Source organism: Microcystis sp. M31BS1, from assembly GCF_020245285.1.
Taxonomy (GTDB): Bacteria; Cyanobacteriota; Cyanobacteriia; order Cyanobacteriales; family Microcystaceae; genus Microcystis; species Microcystis panniformis.
Window position 1 is genome coordinate 19,493 of the sequence record NZ_JADBVE010000191.1, and the last position, 20,138, is coordinate 39,630.

The 20,138-nt window shown below is 42.0% G+C and carries 17 protein-coding genes; 10 read left to right on the forward strand and 7 right to left on the reverse strand.

From position 1 onward, the window contains the following. Position 1: 1 nt before the first annotated feature. Positions 2–577 carry a hypothetical protein gene (locus IM509_RS11100; RefSeq protein ID WP_185237371.1) on the reverse strand — a complete coding sequence of 192 codons (576 nt, stop codon included), beginning with the start codon at positions 575–577 and terminating at the stop codon, positions 2–4. Positions 578–813: 236 nt separating this feature from the next. Here IM509_RS11100 and IM509_RS11105 point away from each other — a divergent pair, with 236 nt between their 5' ends. Further along, positions 814–1,008 carry a hypothetical protein gene (locus IM509_RS11105; RefSeq protein WP_185237370.1) on the forward strand — a complete coding sequence of 65 codons (195 nt, stop codon included), beginning with the start codon at positions 814–816 and terminating at the stop codon, positions 1,006–1,008. 150 nt (positions 1,009–1,158) lie between these two features. Here the strand turns inward: IM509_RS11105 and IM509_RS11110 are convergent, their stop codons facing one another. Next, positions 1,159–2,688 (reverse strand): pyruvate kinase, encoded by a 1,530-nt coding sequence (locus IM509_RS11110; protein ID WP_185237369.1) that lies wholly within the window; start codon positions 2,686–2,688, stop codon positions 1,159–1,161. A 601-nt stretch (positions 2,689–3,289) separates the two neighbouring features. On the opposite strand from IM509_RS11110, the gene gatB reads away from it, so the two are divergent. Next, positions 3,290–4,762 (forward strand): Asp-tRNA(Asn)/Glu-tRNA(Gln) amidotransferase subunit GatB, encoded by a 1,473-nt coding sequence (gene gatB, locus IM509_RS11115; protein ID WP_185237368.1) that lies wholly within the window; start codon positions 3,290–3,292, stop codon positions 4,760–4,762. Between the two features lie 43 nt (positions 4,763–4,805). On the opposite strand, the gene IM509_RS11120 is transcribed toward gatB, so the two are convergent. Further along, entirely contained in the window at positions 4,806–5,018 is a 213-nt protein-coding gene (locus IM509_RS11120) for a hypothetical protein (RefSeq protein WP_287716935.1), read from the reverse strand. Here IM509_RS11120 and IM509_RS11125 point away from each other — a divergent pair. Further along, positions 5,007–5,657 carry a ParA family protein gene (locus tag IM509_RS11125; RefSeq protein WP_052275786.1) on the forward strand — a complete coding sequence of 217 codons (651 nt, stop codon included), beginning with the start codon at positions 5,007–5,009 and terminating at the stop codon, positions 5,655–5,657. The genes IM509_RS11120 and IM509_RS11125 overlap by 12 nt on opposite strands. 17 nt (positions 5,658–5,674) lie before the next feature. Here IM509_RS11125 and IM509_RS11130 read toward each other — a convergent pair whose 3' ends face one another. Together IM509_RS11130 and IM509_RS11135 are read right to left on the reverse strand one after the other, a co-directional pair. Next, positions 5,675–6,127 (reverse strand): DUF8637 domain-containing protein, encoded by a 453-nt coding sequence (locus tag IM509_RS11130; RefSeq protein WP_052275785.1) that lies wholly within the window; start codon positions 6,125–6,127, stop codon positions 5,675–5,677. A 45-nt stretch (positions 6,128–6,172) separates the two neighbouring features. Continuing rightward, the gene (locus IM509_RS11135) at positions 6,173–6,970 is read right to left on the reverse strand and encodes a pentapeptide repeat-containing protein (RefSeq protein WP_052275784.1); all 798 of its coding nucleotides are present in this window, start codon (positions 6,968–6,970) and stop codon (positions 6,173–6,175) included. 447 nt (positions 6,971–7,417) lie between these two features. Here IM509_RS11135 and IM509_RS11140 point away from each other — a divergent pair, with 447 nt between their 5' ends. From IM509_RS11140 to IM509_RS11150, 3 genes are read left to right on the forward strand one after another with little or no spacing between them, the layout of a single operon-like run. Next, complete coding sequence (locus IM509_RS11140; protein ID WP_185237287.1) at positions 7,418–8,455, forward strand: AI-2E family transporter; 1,038 nt, start codon at positions 7,418–7,420, stop codon at positions 8,453–8,455. 18 nt (positions 8,456–8,473) lie between these two features. After that, positions 8,474–9,331 carry an amino acid ABC transporter substrate-binding protein gene (locus IM509_RS11145; protein ID WP_185237288.1) on the forward strand — a complete coding sequence of 286 codons (858 nt, stop codon included), beginning with the start codon at positions 8,474–8,476 and terminating at the stop codon, positions 9,329–9,331. Positions 9,332–9,343: 12 nt separating this feature from the next. Then, positions 9,344–10,750, forward strand: a complete 1,407-nt coding sequence (locus tag IM509_RS11150; RefSeq protein ID WP_185237289.1) for a DUF2079 domain-containing protein — start codon at positions 9,344–9,346, stop codon at positions 10,748–10,750. On the opposite strand, the gene miaA is transcribed toward IM509_RS11150, so the two are convergent. Continuing rightward, the gene (gene miaA, locus IM509_RS11155; RefSeq protein ID WP_052275781.1) at positions 10,692–11,639 is read right to left on the reverse strand and encodes a tRNA (adenosine(37)-N6)-dimethylallyltransferase MiaA; all 948 of its coding nucleotides are present in this window, start codon (positions 11,637–11,639) and stop codon (positions 10,692–10,694) included. The two genes, IM509_RS11150 and miaA, sit on opposite strands and share 59 nt — an antisense overlap. A gap of 620 nt (positions 11,640–12,259) precedes the next feature. Further along, positions 12,260–14,113, reverse strand: a complete 1,854-nt coding sequence (gene ftsH3 / locus IM509_RS11160; protein WP_052275780.1) for an ATP-dependent zinc metalloprotease FtsH3 — start codon at positions 14,111–14,113, stop codon at positions 12,260–12,262. A gap of 272 nt (positions 14,114–14,385) precedes the next feature. Between ftsH3 and IM509_RS11165 the strand changes: the two genes are divergently transcribed. The 4 genes from IM509_RS11165 to IM509_RS11180 form a co-directional block, all read left to right on the forward strand. Continuing rightward, positions 14,386–15,633 (forward strand): sigma-70 family RNA polymerase sigma factor, encoded by a 1,248-nt coding sequence (locus tag IM509_RS11165; RefSeq protein WP_185237290.1) that lies wholly within the window; start codon positions 14,386–14,388, stop codon positions 15,631–15,633. A 2-nt stretch (positions 15,634–15,635) separates the two neighbouring features. Further along, entirely contained in the window at positions 15,636–16,763 is a 1,128-nt protein-coding gene (locus tag IM509_RS11170) for a DUF1822 family protein (RefSeq protein ID WP_185237293.1), read from the forward strand. Between the two features lie 15 nt (positions 16,764–16,778). After that, positions 16,779–19,241 (forward strand): CHASE2 domain-containing protein, encoded by a 2,463-nt coding sequence (locus IM509_RS11175; RefSeq protein WP_185237291.1) that lies wholly within the window; start codon positions 16,779–16,781, stop codon positions 19,239–19,241. A gap of 231 nt (positions 19,242–19,472) precedes the next feature. Beyond that, a partial coding sequence (locus IM509_RS11180; protein ID WP_272079386.1) for a S1 family peptidase occupies positions 19,473–20,138 on the forward strand: 666 nt, incomplete at its 3' end.

Here is a 20,138-nt window from a genome sequence, read left to right on the forward strand (position 1 = left end):
TTTAATTGTTATCTCCAAAAGATTCGATTATTTTAACCGCTTCCGATGGGGAAATATCTTGACGGCAATTAGGATAATCATACTCCTCCCGGGCAATTAATGCCCCACTGAGACGATAAAAATATTCTCCCATTTTCATCCAATCGGAATACAAATCAGGTTCGGGGAATTGTTGCCTTAATTCCGAGTTTTTAGGTGTACCATAATTAAGCCAGTATCCTTCTCCAAATAGTGGGGAATTGAGCGCTAGGGTTCCCTCTAATTCTAAACCATCATCGCCCCTGGCGTTTTCGATTCCCTCCACCAAAAAACAGCTATTCTCGGCATTTTCAAAGAGGACTGCGTATCCTTTCCTCTCTTCTGCGAGGATTTTAATCTCGCTGGCCCGAAATCCGGGAGGAATATAGTTAGGTAAAATAATCTTAGCATCTAGTGATCGCAGTTGTTGGCGTTGACTGGCGCTCAAAGTTACCGTTTCTGCTCTCAGATATTGCCCATTGTCAATAATAACAATAGATAATCCTAAAACTAAAGGCCAGAAAAATTTTATGGTCATAATCGCTGTTTCTAGGGTCATATTCTGGAGAATATGTCAGTTTTTAGGCAATTTACTGATTATTTAACCATATAAGCGACGAATATTGCCCTTTTCCTGTTCCCGATTCCCTATTTACCGATTCTAATCGACAAAAAATCATAGCTTGTCTGTGGATTCCACTTTTTTCCACTTCTGTCACCCGGAATTATGGGACTGACATCACCCCAAACCCTCTCGTATTCTAAGGTTATCGACAGGAAAGAGAGGTGACAACCATGTTAGCCAACCACCAAAATCAAACTTTTGTCCGTAACTACTTAATCGCAGTTATCTCCGTGGTGATGATGGGTGCGGGAGTTGCCGATCTCGTCAATAATCCCTCCCGAATCGCTCAACAAAACCGTCTTGATGGTTATGGTCGCTATGTTAGCGCTGGTTTGGTTAGTGGTGCGGTCAATAATATGCGTTAATTTGCCTCTGATTCTCAATCCTGTTTAAAAGGTGTGGGGGAGTGGGAAGTTTTTTCAGTGATCAGTAAACAGTGATCAGTAAACAGTGAACTAATAACTCAAATCTGAAAACTAATAACTAATAACTAATAACTAATAACTGATAACCGCTTAAACCCAAGAATGGAGAGCGCGTAATTGTGGCGTTTTTTTAGCTTGGTGGCTCTGCATTCTTTGTAAAACATCATCGAGAATTGTCACCGCTTCACGGATATATTCCCCCTTATTAAGCATGACACATTCGGCTCTTTCGGCCATAGCGGCATCCGTAATCTCGGCCCGGGAAGGAATACTTTTCTTGACCAGATTTTCTAGGACTTGGGTGGCCCAAATTACCGGAATATGGGCCGCTTCGCATAACCAGAGAATTTCCTCTTGAATTTCTGCTAGTCTTTGATAGCCAATTTCTACGGCCAAATCACCCCGGGCAATCATTACCCCAAAAGGTTGTTTACCGGCGGCATGGATGATTAATTCCGGTAGATTTTTCACGGCTAAAGGTGTTTCTATTTTGGCCACAATTGCTTTTTGTCGCCAAGCATCCCCCAAACGACTTTGTAACTCTAGCTGTAGTGTCTCGATATCGCTGGCTTTTTGTACAAAAGAGTAACCGATAATATCGGCATTTTGGGCAATAAAATCTAAATCTTGCCGGTCTTTTGCGGTCAAAGGATCGATATTTAAGACGGTATCGGGGAAATTTAGGCCTTTATCTGCTTTGAGTTTTTCCCCTTTCTCCCTAGCGTGGGTAATTTTTAGTAAGAGACCTTCTGGCATTATGGCAATAACTTCAGCCCCAATATGACCATCATCAATCCAAACTTTCGCCCCGACGGGAATTTGGGGAATAATTTCCGGTTGGGAACAATTAGCCTGAAAATACTGAGGATGGGCAGTGTGAGGCGGTTGGGTGGTTAAGAGGAGAAAATCCCCTTGATATAGTTTGGTTTGGGACTGGGGGGCTAAAATCTCTTCTAAACGGATTTTCGGGCCGGCTAAGTCCATATAAACCTTACAGGTATGTCCATTGACTAAATTTTCGGGATTTTTGACCGCCTCGCGCAGATTTTCGATCATTCCCTGCCACTCTTTCGGGCCATCATGGGCGCAATTAATGCGAATACAGTCCATCCCGCAACGCAGTAATTGAGCGATAAAATCGGGGTCGGTTGCCGCTTCCGTCGGCATTGTCACCATAATTCGCACCCGACGCCGGGGGGAAGACAGACCAAAAACTTCGGCGCTATGGGAGGCTAAAAGTTGATCTCCTTGGAAAAATGCCTCTAAAGGGGGATGTTTGGGTAATAATGAGGCTTCTTGATGACAAACCGCCCCTAAAGTGGCAATTACCGCATCGAGAGTCGGTAAAACTTTCGATTCAATCCGGCCTAGGGAAGATAATCCCCAGGGCATTAAAGCTAATTGTAAATCCCGGATATCTTCTTGTCTCAGGGCGAGATAATAGGCTAAATTACGGGTGCTAGGTTGAAAATTCTCCTTTTCAATCAGGTTTTTCCACTGCTGCAATTTCTCCTCTCCTTCTACTGTTACAAAATGCCGTAACTTTTGCAGATGATGGAGGAGAGTTTGGGGGTAGGATAATTGTTCTCGTTTGAGTTGTTCTGAGAGAGTTAAAGACATAAAATCAAGTAAAAAGTAAAAATCGTCAATTAAGTAAGTGGTTTCAATTAAATCGAAGATAGATTTTGTCCTTGATCCCCCCTGCCCCCCTTGATAAGGGGGGATACTCCTTAATAAGGGAGGTATCTGACAATTTTTAACACCCACCTACTTACTAAGGCAATACTCGCCTAGAAAATGATCACTTTCACCGCTCATATTGCTTTTGGCTGGTTATGGGGTCAGTTCTCAGGTATAATCTCTCTGTTTCTATACTAAGCGAATATCCCGCCTCTAGAAGTTAATTTTTGCTACGATTTGTGGCGGTTATCTTCATAGTGAGGTGGTAAGTTTTCTTTTTCGGGAGTCGCTGGTCGGTGGTCGCTACTAGAAAAGCTAGGTTTATCGGTGAAAAACTATCGATAAGCTTCCCTGTTTTATTCCATAAAATTAAAAATAATGGCGGACATTGGTTAAATCAATTATCTTTTTTGAGCTATATTCAGGCTGTATAAATTGATTAGTAACTACAGTATTAAGTTTTATGAAGGGAGGGAATGATCCAGAATCGCGACTATAATGAGTAAACAGATCATTCCTGTGTCGGCTAGAGCGAGAAAATATGTCTGCCACTGAATACGAAGCAATTATCGGTTTAGAAACCCACTGTCAACTCAACACCAAAAGCAAGATATTTTGTTCCTGTCCTACCAACTTCGATAGTCCCCCCAATACTAACGTCTGTCCCGTCTGTTTGGGTTATCCGGGGGTATTACCCGTCCTTAACCAAGAAGTCCTGGCCAGTGCTGTTAAACTGGGATTAGCTATCGATGGTAAAATCACACCTCATAGCAAATTCGATCGCAAACAGTATTTTTATCCCGACCTGCCGAAAAATTATCAAATTTCCCAGTATGATCTCCCTATTGTCGAACAGGGTCAACTAGAAATCGAGATCGTCGATAAAAAAACTAAGGAAGTTAGCCGCAAAATTATCGGCATTACCCGTCTGCACATGGAAGAAGACGCGGGAAAACTGGTTCATGCTGGCAGCGAACGTCTCTCCGGTTCCACCCATTCCCTCGTGGATTTTAATCGTACAGGTGTACCATTATTGGAAATTGTCTCAGAACCGGATTTACGCACCGGCACCGAAGCGGCGGAATATGCCCAAGAATTACGGCGTTTAGTGCGTTATCTCGGCATCAGTGACGGTAATATGCAGGAAGGTTCCCTGCGCTGCGATGTCAATATTTCCGTTCGCAAAAAAGGCGCTAAAAAGTTCGGGACTAAGGTAGAAATCAAAAATATGAACTCCTTTAGTGCTATCCAAAAAGCCATAGAATACGAGATCGATCGACAAATTGAAGCGATCGAAAATGGCGAACCAATCGTACAGGAAACCCGTCTTTGGGAAGAAGCTACTCAACGGACGATTAGTATGCGGAAAAAAGAAGGTTCTAGCGATTATCGCTATTTTCCCGAACCGGATTTACCCCCCCTAGAAGTCTCCCCCGAACAGTTAAAAGCTTGGGCGGAAGAATTACCGGAATTACCCGCTCGTAAACGTCGTCGTTATGAGGAAGAATTTGGTCTTTCCCCCTACGATGCCAGGGTTTTAACCGATGATCGCACCGTGGCTGAATATTTTGAAACTGCGGTAATTGCCGGGGCAAATGCGAAATTAGTCGCTAACTGGATCAGTCAAGATATCGCCGCTTATTTGAATAATAATAAGCTGACGATCACAGAAATTGCCCTGCAAGCACCAGACTTAGCGGAATTAGTTAAACTGATTGAAACGGGAACAATTAGTGGCAAAATTGCTAAGGAAATTTTACCGGAACTTCTCACCCAGGGCGGTTCACCAAAAACACTGGTGGAAAAGAAAGGATTAATACAAATTTCTGACAGTTCTGCGATCGAAAAACTGATCGAGGAAATTATCGCCTCCCATCCAAGCGAGTTAGAAAAATTCCGGGCGGGTAAAACCAATCTTAAGGGATTTTTTGTCGGTCAAGTCATGAAAAAAAGCGGCGGTAAAGCCGATCCTAAATTAACTAGCCAAATCTTAGATCAAAAACTTTCTGGTTAGTTATATTCAGTGATCAGTAATCAGTAAACAGTAATCAGTGAACTTAAAACTCAAATCTGATAACTGGTAACTGATAACTGGTAACTGATAACTGGTAACTGATAACTGATAACTGATAACTGATAACTGATAACTGATAACTGATAACTGATAACTGATAACTGGTAACTGATAACTGGTAACTGATAACTGATAACTGATAACTGATAACTGATAACTGATAACTGATAACTGATAACTGAAAATGACCTCGCAATTAAAGCCTAATGGCCCGAAAATTCTCGCTGTTGTCAACGGTAAAGGTGGTGTGGGTAAAACCACCACTGCGGTTAATTTAGCGGCAATTTGGGGGCAGAATCAGCGTGTTTTGCTGGTGGATGCGGATCCGCAGGGTTCCTCCACTTGGTGGGTAGAAAGAAATCAAGCGGGTATGGTATTTGATTTAGCCAAGCAAATTAATACAGAGAAATTAGGAGAATTGCGTCAAATTATCGAGTACGATCTGATCGTGATTGACACACCACCAGCTTTGCGTTCCGAATTACTTACCGCAGTCATAGCAGAATCAGATTATTTAATTTTACCGACTCCTCCCGCACCGATGGATTTAATGGCTTTAATTGACACGGTACGCACGGCAGTTAAACCCCTAGGAATTGCCTATCGGGTTTTATTAACAAAAGTGGATTCCCGTAGTCTTAAGGAAACTTTAGAAGCACAAAATACTTTATTAGAATTAGGTATTCCCGCCTGTCATGCTTTTGTCAGAAATTATAAGGCCCACGAAAAAGCCGTTTTAGACGGGGTTGCTATTACCAATTGGCGCGGTAAAAATGCCCAAGAAGCCAGCGCTGATTATCGTCGTGTAGCCGAAGAATTAGAACGAGATTGGTAGATTTATGGACAGGTTTTCTAAGGACAATATTTTTGCAGTAAAGAAATCACTAAATCCAGACCATCGGGCTGAACTTGAACAGTATAGGCTTCGGCTTCAATTTGTCTGCTAAAACCCTCATAATGCATAAAAAATCTTCTGGTCATTGCCGGTGGTTCTATGGCTAAATTAAGAGCTTTAACTGTTTTGCCTCCATGACAAAGTTGAGCGGCATGGACAGCTTCATGAATTAATGTTGGTCGGGCAATACCTAAGTCAAAAACTAGGGGATGAATCCAAATAATTCTAGTTTTACTATCAAATAAACCGTAGGCTCCTCGCACTGGTGGTGGGGCAAGTTTGACGATAAAATTGTGTTTTTCTAGAGCTTTTTGCAGCAGTAAAAAATCAGGATTCGCTGCAGATAAATTTTCTCCTCCAGCTAATTGCATCCCTAGAAAAACAGCAGCGATTGTGTAATAAATGCCCATCGGGTGATAGTTCCTATTAAAGGGACATCAAAATTAGCAAGAGGTCTATTGATGAATCGAACCATCGGGGAGAATTGTTCCTGTTAAAATTGCCCCGGTTAATTTCACCATAATACGCTTACCGAAGCCAATTTTTGCCCCGCGTAAATCTGCCGCCGACAGATCCGCCCCGCTTAAATCCGCCCCGATGAGATTGGCTTCCTGTAAATTTGCGCCTTTAAGGTTAGCTTCGAGGAGATTGGCGCGAAAAAGATTAGCTTTGTACAGATTAGCCTTTTCTAGGTTAACTTTGTGCAGGAAGCTATCGCTTAAGTCGGCATGGCTTAAATCTGCCCCGATGAGACTGCGACTAGAGAAATCTTTTTCCTTCAGGTTAGCTCCCTGTAAATCGGCTCCGTTTAAATCCCGATAGTGAGGGCGCCAGGCGGCATGATTGTGGACCTGATGGTTATTCTGGGAGTGGCTGTGTTGACTGTGGGTTTGTTGACTGTGGGTTTGTTGACTATGGGTTTTATGACTGTGGGTTTGGGAATTTTGGCTGGGTTGGCTAGGGTGAGGCTGATAGGGGGACGCAGTTTTATAGGCGTGGGCGGGCTGTTTTTCAGTTTTAGGGGGGGAATTGGAGCGTTTAGGAGAATTTTGATGAATTTGCCGTAACTGTTCCCTAGCGTGGTTAATTTCTTGCAGTTTAGCGGTGGCTTTTTCCAAAAGACGCTGATTATCTTTGGGAATGCGATCGGGATGCCAAATAAACACCAAATCTTTGTAGGCTTGATTGATCTCGTCGAGAGATGCCCCATGATCTAACCCTAAAACTTTATAGTATCGCTCCAATTCTTTCATTATCGAAGTCCTAGTACAAGGATAAAAGCATTAACGGCCACAATTTCTCTGAGTCTTGTCGGATTTTCTAGGAGAGGATTTCTTTTAGGATAATTTGACTCTGGGAGAGTTGCCATAAAATTTGAGAAAATGTCTGGTAATTAAAAAAATCTCGTTTTTCTATCCTGTTTTGATGCGTAACTGTATAGCACATAACAGCAAAATTAGCAAATTTTTGATACAGAACTTGATTTGTGCTGTTAGGGAAGTGGGGAAGTGGGGAAGTGGGGAAGTTGGGAAGTGGGGAAGTGGGGAGGTGGGGAGGTGGGGAAGTGGGGAAGTGGGGAAATTGAACTAAAACCCCAAAACCCCAAGACTCCAAAACCCCAAGACCTAAAACCTATCTCCTGCCGACCGCCGACCGACTGCTGTATGATAAAACTTGTCCCGATAGGATAAATCAAGGTCGTGAAATTTGGTCAGTGGTTGGGGTTTATCTGTTTAATAATGGCTCTGTATGTATTGTGGCAGATTCGACAGCTGTTATTATTGATTTTTATGGCGATCGTGTTTACCGTAGCCTTAAATAGATGTGTAAAAGGATTGCAGAGATTGGGGATTAAAAGGGGTTTGGCTATTTTAATCACCCTGCTGACGAGTCTAGGAATTGTGATTTTATTTTTTATAATTATTGTTCCCCCCTTTATCGAACAGTTTCAAAAATTAATTGAACTTTTACCGCAAGCTTGGGATTTAGTCCGCAATAACTCGATTCAATGGCGACAACAATTTCAATTTGATTGGTTGCCACCCTTGCCTAATTTAACTGATTTAGTCCAGCAGTTACAACCTTTAGGAACCTTTGTTTTTAGTAACTTTTTTACTTTCTTTTCTAACTCAGTGGCGGCAATTTTGCAATTATTATTCGTGCTGGTGTTAGCAATCATGATGTTAGTCAACCCCCAACCCTATCGACAAGCTTTCTTAAAATTATTTCCTAACTTCTATCGTCGTCGTGCCGAGGAAATTCTTACCCTATCGGAAGCGGGTTTAGGTAATTGGTTGTTGGGAATTGCCATTAGTTCAACTATGGTAGGATTATTCAGTGGTTTCGGTCTTTGGCTTCTACAAATTAATCTAGTTCTCGTTCATGCTATCCTAGCAGGATTGCTCAATTTTATCCCTAATATCGGACCGACTGCTAGTGTGATTTTTCCCATTCTAATTGCTGTTATCGATGCACCTTGGAAAATTGTCGCTATTCTGATTCTCTATTTTATTATCCAAAATGTCGAAAGTTATTGGCTGACACCCACTGTCATGGCTAAACAGGTATCTTTACTACCGGCAATTACCCTAATTGCTCAAATTTTCTTTGCTCAAATGTTTGGCATTTTAGGTTTGTTATTGGCTTTACCTTTGACAGTGGTAGTAAAAACATGGTTAGATGAATTATTATTCAAAGACATTTTAGATCAATGGGATAAAGTCCATAACAAATCTTAAATAATCTCGGCAAAAGTCATGAAATTAATCATTCTTACTCTCGTTATTTTATCTAATATTTTTGCTGCTCTCCCAGCTAAGTCGGAAACGGTTCTAGAAAAAATTAAACGCACGGGATTATTAGAAGTAGCGATGAGAGAAGATGCCATTCCTTTTGGCTATCGAGATAGTAATAATAATTTGCAGGGATTATGCTTAGATTTTATCCAATTGCTCAGAGGGGAACTAAAGCACAAATTAAACCTCCAGATCATCAGTGTCAAAATTTATAAATCCACTTTATTTAATCGCTTCCAGTTATTGGAAAATAAAACCGTTGATTTCGAGTGTGGTCCCAATAGTATCAGAAAAAATATACCTGATGGTGTCAGTTTTTCTCGTCCTTTTTTTGTGACGGGAACTCAGTTTTTAGTTCGGAGTGATAATCAGAAGAATTTTAACTTTTCTTCGTCCTTAGAAGGTATAAGTATTGGAGTTTTGCGAGATACCACCACTCAAGAATTACTAAGACAAAAATATCCTCTTGCTACCTATCAGGAATTTCAAGGAGTGACGGGAAGACTGCGAGGTATCCAAAGTTTAAGAAGGAATAGAATAGATGCTTTTGCTAGTGATGGGATTCTGCTAATTGGAGAAGCTGTCATTCTCGGTTTATCCCTAGGAAAAGATTATCAACTTATCCCCCGCAATCCTTTAAATTGTGATTATTATGGTTTTATTCTTCCCGCTAATGATACCCAATGGCAAGAGTTTATTAATGGGGTTATCGTCACCAGTGAGAACAGAAATATTTTTAAAGCATGGTTTACTGAAGTTGCTTCCTATTTTAGAGATACCTGGCAGTATTGTCGTAATAATCCCGAAAAATCCCAGTAAAACTTAACGATTATGCACAAAAAAAATGATTTATTTTGGTTGATTGGTTGCGCGACAATAATTCTGTTTATTTGCAGTGCTGTCAGACATATTTTATTTCAATCTAATGCTCTCGATCTTGGTTGGTTCGATCAGGGAGTTTACCTAATTTCTCAAGGTAAACCACCGATTATATCTTTTGTTGGCTACCATATTTTAGGCGATCACATCGCTTTTATTCTCTATCCTATAGCCTTACTTTATAAAATTTATCCTAGCGTTTATTGGCTGCTTTTATTGCAAGCTTTTTCCCTTTCTCTTGGTGCTTTTCCCCTCTGGCAATTGGCAATAGAAGCGGGATTAAAAGAAAAACAAGCTTATACATTAGCCTTAGTTTATCTGCTCTATCCCCTAATTTTTAATGTTAATCTCTTTGATTTTCATCCAGAAGTTATAGCAGTTCCAGCCATTTTTTGGACAATTTTGGCTGCAAGATTAAATAATCTCTGGGGATTTTGTCTAGGAATCATTATTATTCTCGGTTGTAAAGCAATTCTCTCTTTAACATTGTTGGGAATGGGTATCTGGTTACTTCTCTGGGAAAAGAAAAAAATCCCCGGAATAATTGCCATGATTACTGGCATTCTTTGGTTTATTATCACCACGAAGTTATTAATTCCCCTCCTGACAGGAAAATCGGCAGTTATTGAAATGGCTGATTCTCGATATAGTTATCTAGGAGATAGTTTGCCAGCAATTATCTTTAATCTTTTCCTCAAACCCGATCTTGTCTTAGGAAAAATCTTTACTGGCAACAATCTAGAATACCTCATCCTATTAATTATTCCCTTAGTTTGGGGTTTATCCTGGCGCTATTCTGCCCCAATAATTGCTGCTATTCCCGCACTCGCTTTAAATTTATTAGCAGATCATGCCCCACAAAAAAACTTAACCACTCAATATTCCCTGCCAATTTTGCCCTTTTTATTTCTAGCGGTTATCGCCACTTTAGCCCATAATAGCAGCTGGTTGAAGCAGCCTAAATGGATAATTACTTGGGCAATTATTGCCTTTTTTGCCTTAGCTAAATATGGCTATTTTTGGTCACTGTATTTAAATTCCCTCGATACTTGGTCCGCCACCCAAAAAGCTCTCACCCAAATTACCACCAGTGAGAGTGTCTTGACTACTTCTAGAATTGCCCCCCATCTTACCCATCGAGAAATGATCAAATTAGCGATCGAAGGTTCCCAATCCCTAGATTTAAATCAATTTAATTATATCCTACTCGATCGCCGTCATCCCGGTTGGTCTAGTTCACCAGAACTAATTGATGATCACTTAAATAAACTGCATCAAAATGAGAACTTTCAGTTAATCCTTAATCAGGATGATGTGTTTTTATATCGGGCCTTGACAACCCCTCAAGAAACAAAATAATTTTTCGTTCTACCGATTTCAATAAATTTTCTTTATCGATGGGAAACCAGACAATATCAGCATCGGCACGAAACCAAGTGCGCTGACGTTTAGCAAATTGACGGGTGTGGAGGATAATTAAATCGATCGCCTGTTCTAAAGAAATTTCCCCGAGCAGATATTGCTTAATCTCTGCATAACCCAAAGTCTGCAAAAGTGGCAAATCCCAACCGTATTTATCCCCCAAATTCTGCACCTCTGCTACTAATCCCCTGGCGATCATTTGATCAGTACGAACAGTGATCCGCTTGCCTAAACTTTCTGGGGAACAATCTAAACCAATTTGTAAAATCGGATAAGTGGGAGGATTTTCTCCCTGCTGACTAGAGATAGGTTTTCCTGTCAGATAAAAAACCTCTAAAGCGCGTAAAGTCCTGACCTGATCATGGGGATGAATTTTTTTAGCAGCCTCCTCATCTACCTGCGTCAGAATTTGATAAAGATAGGATTGCCCTAAAGCTTGTAATTGCTGTCTTAAATCCGCTTGAGGAGAAACCCTCGGTATTTTTAAACCTTTGACAATGGACTTGATATAAAGTCCCGTACCACCGACCAAAAACAGAGGAGAATAGTGGAGATTGCTGATTAAATCCTCAGCTTGTTCTTGGTACTGTGCTAGGGTAAAATTATCTTGAGGATCACAAATATCAATTAGATAATGGGGAATCCGCTGACATTCTTCTAAGCTAGGTTTAGCGGTGCCAATATTAAATTCTCGATAGATTTGTCGGGAATCGGCACTGAGAATTACTGAATTAAACTTTTCGGCCAATTGTAGGGCTAAACTGGATTTTCCTGTGGCAGTTGCCCCACAAATAACAATTAAAATAGGTAAAGAGGAAGTAGTCATCGATGCTACATGACAGTAATCAGTAATCAGTGAACAGTAATCAGTAATCAGTGAACAGTAATCAGTAATCAGTGAACAGTGAAAAGACAGGACTGTTAAGCTAAGTGGGTGGGTGGAATTAAATATAAGATCAACGTAGGTTGGGTTGAAGCATGAAACCCAACGTCCGCTCATGTTGCGCTACCGCTAACCCATCCTACAAATAATTGTGCCTCCCTACTTAAGACGCATTTAAACTGGGTATTGTGAAGCTGATTAACAGGGGTACATCCCACATTAATTATCAGTGACTCTTAAATTATTACAGATATATCAGCAGCTATCTGTAAGCATCCCACCGAAAAACTAATGCGCTTCGGGGTTTGGGTAGGGTTGATTCATGAATCAACCCTACCTTGAATCAACCCTACCTTGAATCAACTTTAGGAGAAAGTTTCCGCTTAAAAATCCCAAATTACATGAGTAGAAAACGGGTTTCTCGGAGAAACCCGTTTTCTCTGTGTGGGATTGACAAAAATTGAGATACACCCGATTAACAGCTTAAGTTTGTCATTAATTTTCATTTAACAAAAAAAACAGCACCCATCAGGATGCTGTTTGTCAAGAAAATGTTACAAAACTTAAGCTAAAGCCGCCATTTTCACATCGTTATGAGCGAGGATATTTTGTAACTCCTCCGCGTCCACGGTTTCTTTTTCCACTAACATTTGTGCTAACTGGTCCAAGATGGCGCGGTTATTGACTAAAACCTCTTTAGCGCGACGATAGGCCTGTTCCACTAAGTTACGCACTTCCTCGTCAATAGCTGCCGCAGTTTCATCGGAGAAATCTCGATCGGAAGCGATATCACGACCTAGGAAAACATTACCATTTTGACGACCTAAGGCCACCGGTCCTAGGCGATCGCTCATGCCGAAACGAGTTACCATTTGCCGCGCTACTCGTGCCACCTGTTGCAGGTCATTAGAAGCACCCGTAGTTACTTCCTCCTCACCGAAGATAATTTCTTCAGCTAAACGACCCCCCAAAGCTACAGCCATCTGATTTTGCAGATAAGCGCGAGAATATAACCCGGATTCCATGCGATCCTCGCTGGGAGTGAACCAAGTTAAACCCCCAGCGCGACCGCGAGGAATAATACTAATTTTCTGGACAGGATCATAATCCGGCATTAAAGCACCCACCAAAGCGTGACCAGCTTCATGGTAAGCAACTAAAGTTTTGCGTTTTTCGCTCATGACGCGATTTTTCTTCTCAGGGCCGGCCAGGACACGATCGATCGCATCGTTGATCTCATCCATAGAAATCTCGGTTAAATTGCGACGTGCCGCTAAAATTGCGGCTTCGTTGAGCAAATTAGCTAGATCGGCACCGGTAAAACCGGGGGTACGACGGGCGATTTTATCGAGATCCACGTCTTGGGCCAAAGTTTTGCCTCTGGAGTGGACATTAAGGATTTCCTTACGGCCAGCGTAATCGGGACGATCCACCACCACTTGGCGATCGAAACGACCCGGACGTAATAAAGCGGCATCCAGCACATCAGGACGGTTAGTGGCGGCGATAATGATAATACCTGTATTACCTTCAAAACCGTCCATTTCCGTTAATAATTGGTTGAGGGTTTGTTCCCGTTCATCGTTACCACCCCCTAAACCGGCACCCCGTTGACGACCGACAGCATCAATCTCATCGATAAAGACGATACAAGGTGCATTCGCTTTCGCTTGTTCAAATAGGTCGCGGACGCGAGAAGCACCCACCCCGACGAACATTTCCACAAATTCCGAACCGGAAATGCTAAAAAACGGGACTCCTGCTTCTCCAGCTACTGCGCGAGCGAGTAGGGTTTTACCAGTCCCCGGAGGACCGACTAAAAGGACTCCTTTGGGGATTTTTGCCCCAATTGCCGTGAAGCGATCGGCATTTTTCAGGAAGTCCACCACTTCGTTTAATTCTAATTTTGCCCCTTCAATCCCGGCCACATCACCGAAAGTAACCTGGGTTTGGGGTTCCATCTGTACTCTTGCTTTCGATTTGCCGAAGTTCATCGCTTGGGAACCGGGACCACTTTGAGCGCGACGGAGCAAGAAAAATAGACCAACAAGAAGCAATATAGGGAAAAATAGGCTACTGAAGGCTCTTACCCATACTCCTTCTTCTCTTTGGGGCAGTACGGAAATATCAACGTTATTTTCTGCCAAGATGTTGATTAATTGCGGATCGTTGGGCAGGTTAACTAATACATTTGCTCCATCTTGGGTGGGTACGATCGCTCGTTGCCGGTCGGCACTTAAGCGCACGGTTTCTACTTTACCTTCGCGTACTTCCTGTAAAAATTCACTATACTTCCAAGTTTGTTGCACTGCTGGCTGGCGATCGAAGAAAGCTGAGGCCAAGGCAAGGACTACGATTAACAATAGGGCATATAGTCCCGCATTGCGCCATTTTTTGTTATTACCGTTTTTGTTCACGCTGTCGAACTCCTGATAAATTGAGGATGATCTTATCGGTTGTTAAGGGGTTGTTAATTTATGTTAACGTTTCTCAGGAACAGTGGACAGGTTTTTTTTTAATATGCCCGTTCTGGTCCGCCATGGGGGTTAGCTGTTGGGGGTGGGGGAGTATGTGAATGTGACTCTCCTAGACCGAGTATGATCAATTTGTAACAAAATGCCAAAATACTGCATAAAAGCTGCAAGTGGAACGATAGAGAGTTTAGTTGACCTCCACGGGGACTAGCTAGATGAAAAAACGAGAGACTTTGCTGGAGAAGTTTTGTTGCTTTTTAGTTTTGCAGCAAAATAGGACACAATGGAATTGCGATCGGCGTTTGCGTCGTCACATGGAAAGCTATGGCCCAATCGATCCTAATGTCGATTCAGAGGAGTATTGGTCTCTATTCTTTCACCAACAGTACCAGAATCACGGTTCCCAAAATCATCTTTTTCGTGGGCATTTATACGCTTATTTGCAGGAACCTTGCTACTGGGCTGCTGCCGAAATCTATCACAAATATCAAGCTAAACTGGATTATCAGATCGAAGACTACTTTAACGAAGGAATTCTTGATTTTGAGGCTATCTTAGCTGACTTTAAGCCTTTATTCTCCACTCGCTTCGATAATTTTGCCACCCAGAGGATTAAATATCGCTTAATCGATCGCATCCGTCAGATTAGTCAAGCATTCGGCCATAATACTTGGAGCCTACTACTTAATTCTACCGGAGCGCGTCTCAGCCAAGCTCTCCAGGCGAGGGGATTAGTGGGAGAAACTCTCGAAAATTACCTTTTAGCTTGGGATTACTATAAAGAAATTTATGCCCAGGCAAAAATAAAAACCGATGGTAAAATTCAGGAACCTAGTCCAGAAATCTGGCAAAAAATCGCCGCTGCTTATAACTCGGATAGCCACTCTACCATCAAAATCAATTCTGCGACAATTACCCGATGGTTAGAGGATGCGGGACAAGCTATTTTTGATTATTTATTTCCCCAAGGAAACACAATTTCCCTACAGCAACCTTTAGGGGATGAGGAAAGTAGCACAAGGGAGGAAATGATCGAAGATACTCTCCATGATAGTCCTTGGCAGCAATTAGAAGCGGCGGAAAATTTTCGCGAGTCGCAACAAAACCACCAAAAAATTCTAGCTTGGTTAGGGGCAGAAATTTCACAGATTTGTCAGCAGCCGCAACAGGCAAAACTGCATCCGCAAATTCAGTTAATTCTAGAGATGACTTATGGGTTAGGGTTGGGACAAGTGGCAATTGCCGCTAAGATTACAGAAATCACCACGGTAGTTATCAAACAATATCAGGTTTCTAGGGAACTGGATAAAGTTTATCGTCACCTCGCTAAAAAGTTTTTACCCTGGGCCAGCGAAAACCTGCATATTCCTTCCCAGTCTCACGATAGAGAAGTTATTAGTAAGGCAATAGAACCATGGCTAACATACTACTATCAAACCAGCGCAACAACTCAGGAGGATTAATTATGGTTAATGATTGGTTAGAACTAACTCCTGATAGCATTTGGCTAGAAATACCCGCAGATGTTCAAGAGATCAGTTGGGCAAAAAGTGCCAGTTTTACTGATGCCAGTATTCGTCAGAGATTTTATGTTAATTATCTTTGTCAACAAGTTATTTTTAACTATCTACAGTCAGGGATGCCTGGGGTTAGCTTAGTAGAAAATCAAGAGGATTTCTGGCAACTAGGAGTTAATGGTTTTACCGTTAAATTAGACGAAAAGTCAGTAATAGTTATTGCCAGCGAAACTCTGGATCTAGAAGCGATCGAAATTCCTCAAGAATGGGTAGATATTCCTCAATTAATTGGTGATTATTATCTAGCGGTACAGGTAAACACTGCCGAAAGTTATCTGAGAATTTGGGGTTCTACTACCCATAAAGATATTAAGGAAAAAGGACAATATATTAAGCGTAATCTTAACTACTCTCTACCGAGAAATCAACTGCAATCAGGATCAGATTCTTTGGATTTATGGGGAGAGTGTCAATTACAACCAGTTAAGATTGAACCAGAAAAGATGGAAGAAAAACTATCTTTAGATAGATTGACAACCTTACTAGACATCTTAGCTAATCCTCAGTTAATCTTTCCCAGAAAAGCCGTTGCTTTTCAAGAATGGGCAGCAGTTATCGTCAATAGTAACTGGAGAAAAATTTTAATTACCCGTCGGCAAAAATCCCCCGTCAAGTTAACCAATTGGTTTACTGATAATTTCCCCATTGATTGGCAAAGTATCCTCAATTTTAGCTCACTGTCACTGGTTCCAGCATTCAAAAATACAGAAATTAAACGCATCAAAGATTTAGGAGTAGAATTACTGGGAAATCCCCTCGCTTTGATGGTTACTATCGCTAAAATTGAAGAAGTATTTAGCCTGCAAGCGACTGTTTACCCCACGGGAGAAACAAGCACTTTACCCCCCCATTTAAAATTAAGTATTCTCACCGAAACTGGTCAGGTTTTTCGAGAAGTAATTGCCACAGATAACGATGAATTTATTCGTTATCGATTTGATGCTGAATTGGGGGATAAATTCTTTATTGAAGTGGCTTTAGAATCGGCAATAGTAACCGAATATTTACAAGTATAAGCGAGGAAAAACTTAATGATTAAACTCCTAACTCTCGAACTAGATGGCACATTCGATCGGGGATTTAAAGTAAAATTAGAAATTCGTCCCGATCTTAATTCTCGTCCCCAAACTGTGATCAAAGCAAGGCTACCAGCTAATTTAGAGTTATTAACTCTTTACCGTCAATGGCAACGTCACTATAGTGAATTAGAGGGATTTTTTAAAGTCTTAAAAGATAGCAATCCCCAACAAATTACCAATAGTTCTCAGCAGAGTTTAGTCTTTAAAAACTGCCAAGAAAAAGCCAAAGTATTTGAGGATAACTTAAACAGATGGTTGAATAATAGCCCAGAATTTGAACCGATAAAAACCGCAATTCTGCGCTCTGGTAATAACTTTCGTATCTGGGTACAAACCGATAATATTTGGCTGCAAAGATTCCCCTGGGAAAAATGGGAAATTCTCCAAAATACTGGCGCAGATATAGCCATTATTGTCTCAGAATACGATACCTTAGCCAGACAATTAAAAAATCATGAAAAAATTCGGATTTTAGCCATTTTAGGCTATGCCACCGACTTAAGATTTCTCGAAGAAGATCGCAAAACTTTAGACGATATTGCGGGAAAAGCAGGAGCAGAAATTATCTGGGAAAAAGCCCCTCACCCGCAAAAATTAAATCAGTTATTGCGTCAAGAAACTTGGAATATCCTCTTTTTTAGTGGTCATAGTGCCAGTACAGAAGATGGCCAAGATTGCGAAATTCAACTAACAGAAACTCATAAATTAAAGATAGCTGATTTTAGCTTTTCCCTGGGAGAAGCCACTAAAAACGGGTTAAAGTTAGCGATATTTAACTCCTGTGATGGTATCGGTTTGGCACAACAACTATCCCGGGAAAAAGGGATGGCATTACCCCATCTAATCTTTATGCGCGAGAAATTACCCGATCCCGTTTCTCCCAAATTTCTGCAATACTTTTTAACCGCTTTTACCAATAATAAATCTCTCTATAGCGCCGTACATGAAGCCCAAAAAAATCTCCACGATGACTGGGAAAAAGACTATCCCTGTGCCAGTTGGCTGCCCGTAGTTTGCCCCAATCCCACCGAAGAACCCCCCACTTGGCATAGTTTCAGTAACTCCCCTCAAAAACAACAAAATTGGCGACGATTCGCTCTAACTTTCGGTTTAGGTTTAGCCGTAACGATGACAGTCTTGGCAATAAGAGAAACAGGAATTTTAGAACCCTTAGAATTAAATATTTATGATCGCCTGATGCAACTAAAACCCAAAGATAAACCCGATGAAAGATTATTAATTATTACCATTGATCGCCAAGATTGGGCCTATCAAGATCGCATGGGTATGAAAAGACCAACAATACCAGGAAGCGATCAAAAACGTTCCCTCGCAGGAGAAGCATTATCGCAGCTTTTAAATAAATTACTGCCCTACGAACCGCAAATTATCGCCTTAGATATCCTCCGTCCCATCGCTGCCAGTCAAGATTATCCACCCCTAGCCAAACAATTACAAAATACTCCTAATTTTATCTCGATTTGTAAGTTCAATAATTACCCGCAACCGGACGGATTTCCCCCACCCCCGGAACTGCCAAAAAATCAGAGTGGTTTTAGTAACATAGTCCCAGACGAAACCATTGCCGGAGTTCCCCGAATTCGTCGTTTTTTATATCAGGCAAAACTCGATCGCACCTCTCCCTGTCTTCCCCCGGATTCTTTGGCCACAGTTGACTCAATGTCCTGTAATTTTAAAGATTATGCTCCTAGTTTTAGTCTCCTAATTGCCAAACGATATCTAGAATCCCAGAATCAAGATTTTGACTGCAATAAACTGCAGCGGGGAATTCTAGAAATTAATATCGGGGATACTCATCTTGGTGACTGGCTGCAATCCAACCGCGGCCCCTACAGAACCAGTCAATCCGATACCCGATCCGGCCGTCAAGTTATGCTCGCTTACCGTCGAATCGCCGATAATGGCAGCGATGCAATCACAAAAATTGCTCCGAAAAAATCTCTCCAACAGGTTTTAGATCCGCGTTTTAATTCCGAATCGGTCCGGGGAAAAATTGTCCTGATTGGAGTAACAGAACCCGGGATCGATGATTTTTTAACCCCCTTTAGTCGCAACCCATCGGAAGCAATTCCGGGGGTTTATTTGCACGCGCACGCAGTCAGTCAAATTCTCGATACAATGACAGGAAAACGTACCTCGATCGCTTTCTGGAATCCCCTACAGGAGGCTTTCTGGGTGCTGGGTTGGTCTCTGGTGGGGGGATTATTAACGTGGCGTTTTCTTCGGGTAAAAACGGTACTTTTGACAGTGGCGATCGCTGTGATTTCCCTTACTGGTATCGGTTGGCTTCTCTTTAGTTATTTCGGTCTCTGGGTTCCGATTATCCCCCCAGCGATCGCACTTCTCACCACCTCCGGTATCTTCTTTTTTCTTCGTTCTTACTACTTAAAATAGCTAGGTAAGGCTTGCTGAAAAAGTACGGGCGAAGCATTCGGATAGAAAATCTCCGGTTTCACCCATAGGTTATTGCCCGAATGCTTCGCCCCTACAGGACCCGGGCCGATGAAGACGCAAGGTTTTGAAGCACGATTCTCTCAAAATCTTGCACCTGTTTCACGAGAAAAACGACAAAACTCTTACCTTGCCTACATTTCACATTTATTCAGCAAACCCTAGGTAACAGCCATGATCAAACCTTCGATCGCCCTCATCCTTCTTTTCTCCCTACTGCCTCAACCCGGGTTAACCCTTATCACCCCGGCTGCCGGAAATATTTCTAATCATCCCATTCTGACGGCACAGGGCGATCGGGAGCTTACCGAGGAGCAATTCCTACAACGAGTCACCGTTAAGATTACTAGCGAGACAAATCGGGGATCGGGGACGATTATTGCTAAAAAAGGCGATAATTACCTTATCCTAACCAACGCCCACGTTACCCGCAACACGAAAACCCTACAGGTACAAACTTACGACGGCCACAGCCGTGCGGCCCGCATTGTCCCCAATTCCCTATCGGAGAATCAAGATCTCGCTCTGCTGGAGTTTAGCGATACCCGGGACTATTCGATCGCCACCATCGCGAAGTTTACCATCAATCAAGACAGGATCGGTTTAGAAGTGGTGGCCGCGGGATATGTTGCCGAAACGGGACAGTATCGGACGACAAAGGGAACCCTCGAACAGGTCAGCGATCGACCCCTCCGGGATGGCTACAGCGTCGGTTATAGTGGCGAGATCGTGCAGGGAATGAGTGGCGGCGGCATTTTTGTTGATGGGGAGTTAATCGGCATTAACGGGCGATCGGCCCATCCGATTCTCTCTAACTACATCTACGAAGACGGTACAAAA

Coding starts and splice junctions, on each gene's coding strand:
- IM509_RS11100 (WP_185237371.1), bottom strand. CDS start 577: ATGACCCTAGAAACAGCGATTATGACCATAAAATTTTTCTGGCCTTTA.
- IM509_RS11105 (WP_185237370.1), top strand. CDS start 814: ATGTTAGCCAACCACCAAAATCAAACTTTTGTCCGTAACTACTTAATC.
- IM509_RS11110 (WP_185237369.1), bottom strand. CDS start 2,688: ATGTCTTTAACTCTCTCAGAACAACTCAAACGAGAACAATTATCCTAC.
- gatB (WP_185237368.1), top strand. CDS start 3,290: ATGTCTGCCACTGAATACGAAGCAATTATCGGTTTAGAAACCCACTGT.
- IM509_RS11125 (WP_052275786.1), top strand. CDS start 5,007: ATGACCTCGCAATTAAAGCCTAATGGCCCGAAAATTCTCGCTGTTGTC.
- IM509_RS11130 (WP_052275785.1), bottom strand. CDS start 6,127: ATGGGCATTTATTACACAATCGCTGCTGTTTTTCTAGGGATGCAATTA.
- IM509_RS11135 (WP_052275784.1), bottom strand. CDS start 6,970: ATGAAAGAATTGGAGCGATACTATAAAGTTTTAGGGTTAGATCATGGG.
- IM509_RS11145 (WP_185237288.1), top strand. CDS start 8,474: ATGAAATTAATCATTCTTACTCTCGTTATTTTATCTAATATTTTTGCT.
- IM509_RS11150 (WP_185237289.1), top strand. CDS start 9,344: ATGCACAAAAAAAATGATTTATTTTGGTTGATTGGTTGCGCGACAATA.
- miaA (WP_052275781.1), bottom strand. CDS start 11,639: ATGACTACTTCCTCTTTACCTATTTTAATTGTTATTTGTGGGGCAACT.
- IM509_RS11165 (WP_185237290.1), top strand. CDS start 14,386: ATGAAAAAACGAGAGACTTTGCTGGAGAAGTTTTGTTGCTTTTTAGTT.
- IM509_RS11170 (WP_185237293.1), top strand. CDS start 15,636: ATGGTTAATGATTGGTTAGAACTAACTCCTGATAGCATTTGGCTAGAA.
- IM509_RS11175 (WP_185237291.1), top strand. CDS start 16,779: ATGATTAAACTCCTAACTCTCGAACTAGATGGCACATTCGATCGGGGA.